Source organism: Pseudomonas sp. 58 R 3 (assembly GCF_900006605.1).
In the GTDB taxonomy this organism is placed as follows: domain Bacteria; phylum Pseudomonadota; class Gammaproteobacteria; order Pseudomonadales; family Pseudomonadaceae; genus Aquipseudomonas; species Aquipseudomonas salomonii.
The window spans coordinates 1,905-2,558 of sequence record NZ_CVTT01000076.1 but is presented as its reverse complement, the minus strand read 5'-3'; the positions used below and the strand labels follow the sequence as shown (position 1 = coordinate 2,558).

The 654-nt window shown below is 54.9% G+C and carries 1 protein-coding gene; it reads left to right on the top strand.

What is annotated here, in order from left to right; translation table 11 throughout:
* Positions 1 to 654 (top strand): immunoglobulin-like domain-containing protein (locus tag BFP92_RS32210; protein ID WP_239694326.1); only part of this gene is annotated, 654 nt, incomplete at both ends.

The window sequence follows — 654 nt, the reverse complement described above, 5'->3', positions numbered from 1 at the left end:
TCGACAACACCACGGTTTCTCTGAGTGCTGATAAAGCCTCCGTGGTTGAAGGCGGTGACATCACTTACACCGCGACCTTGACTAACAAGGCGCAAACCGACGTTACCGTGACGCTGAGCAATGGCCAGACCATCACGATCAAGGCCGGTGAAACCGTCGGCTCGACCGTGTTTAACACTCCAGCCAACGACGTCTATAACAACGGTTCGACTGTCAGCACCACCATCGCGAAGACCGAAGGCGGTAACTTCGAGAACCTGGTCACCGATCCGAAGGCAGCTGAAACAGCCATCACTGATTCGATCGACAACACCACGGTTTCTCTGAGTGCTGATAAAGCCTCCGTGGTTGAAGGCGGTGACATCACCTACACCGCGACTTTGACCAACAAGGCGCAAACCGACGTTACCGTGACGTTGAGCAACGGCCAAACCATTACCATCAAGGCCGGTGAAACCGTCGGCTCGACCGTGTTCAACACCCCAGCCAACGACGTCTACAACAACGGTTCGACTGTCAGCACTACCATCGCGAAGACCGAAGGCGGTAACTTCGAGAACCTGGTCACTGATCCGAAAGCGGCCGTCACTTCGATTACCGACTCGATCGACAACACCACGGTTTCTCTGAGTGCTGATAAAGCCTCCGTGGTTG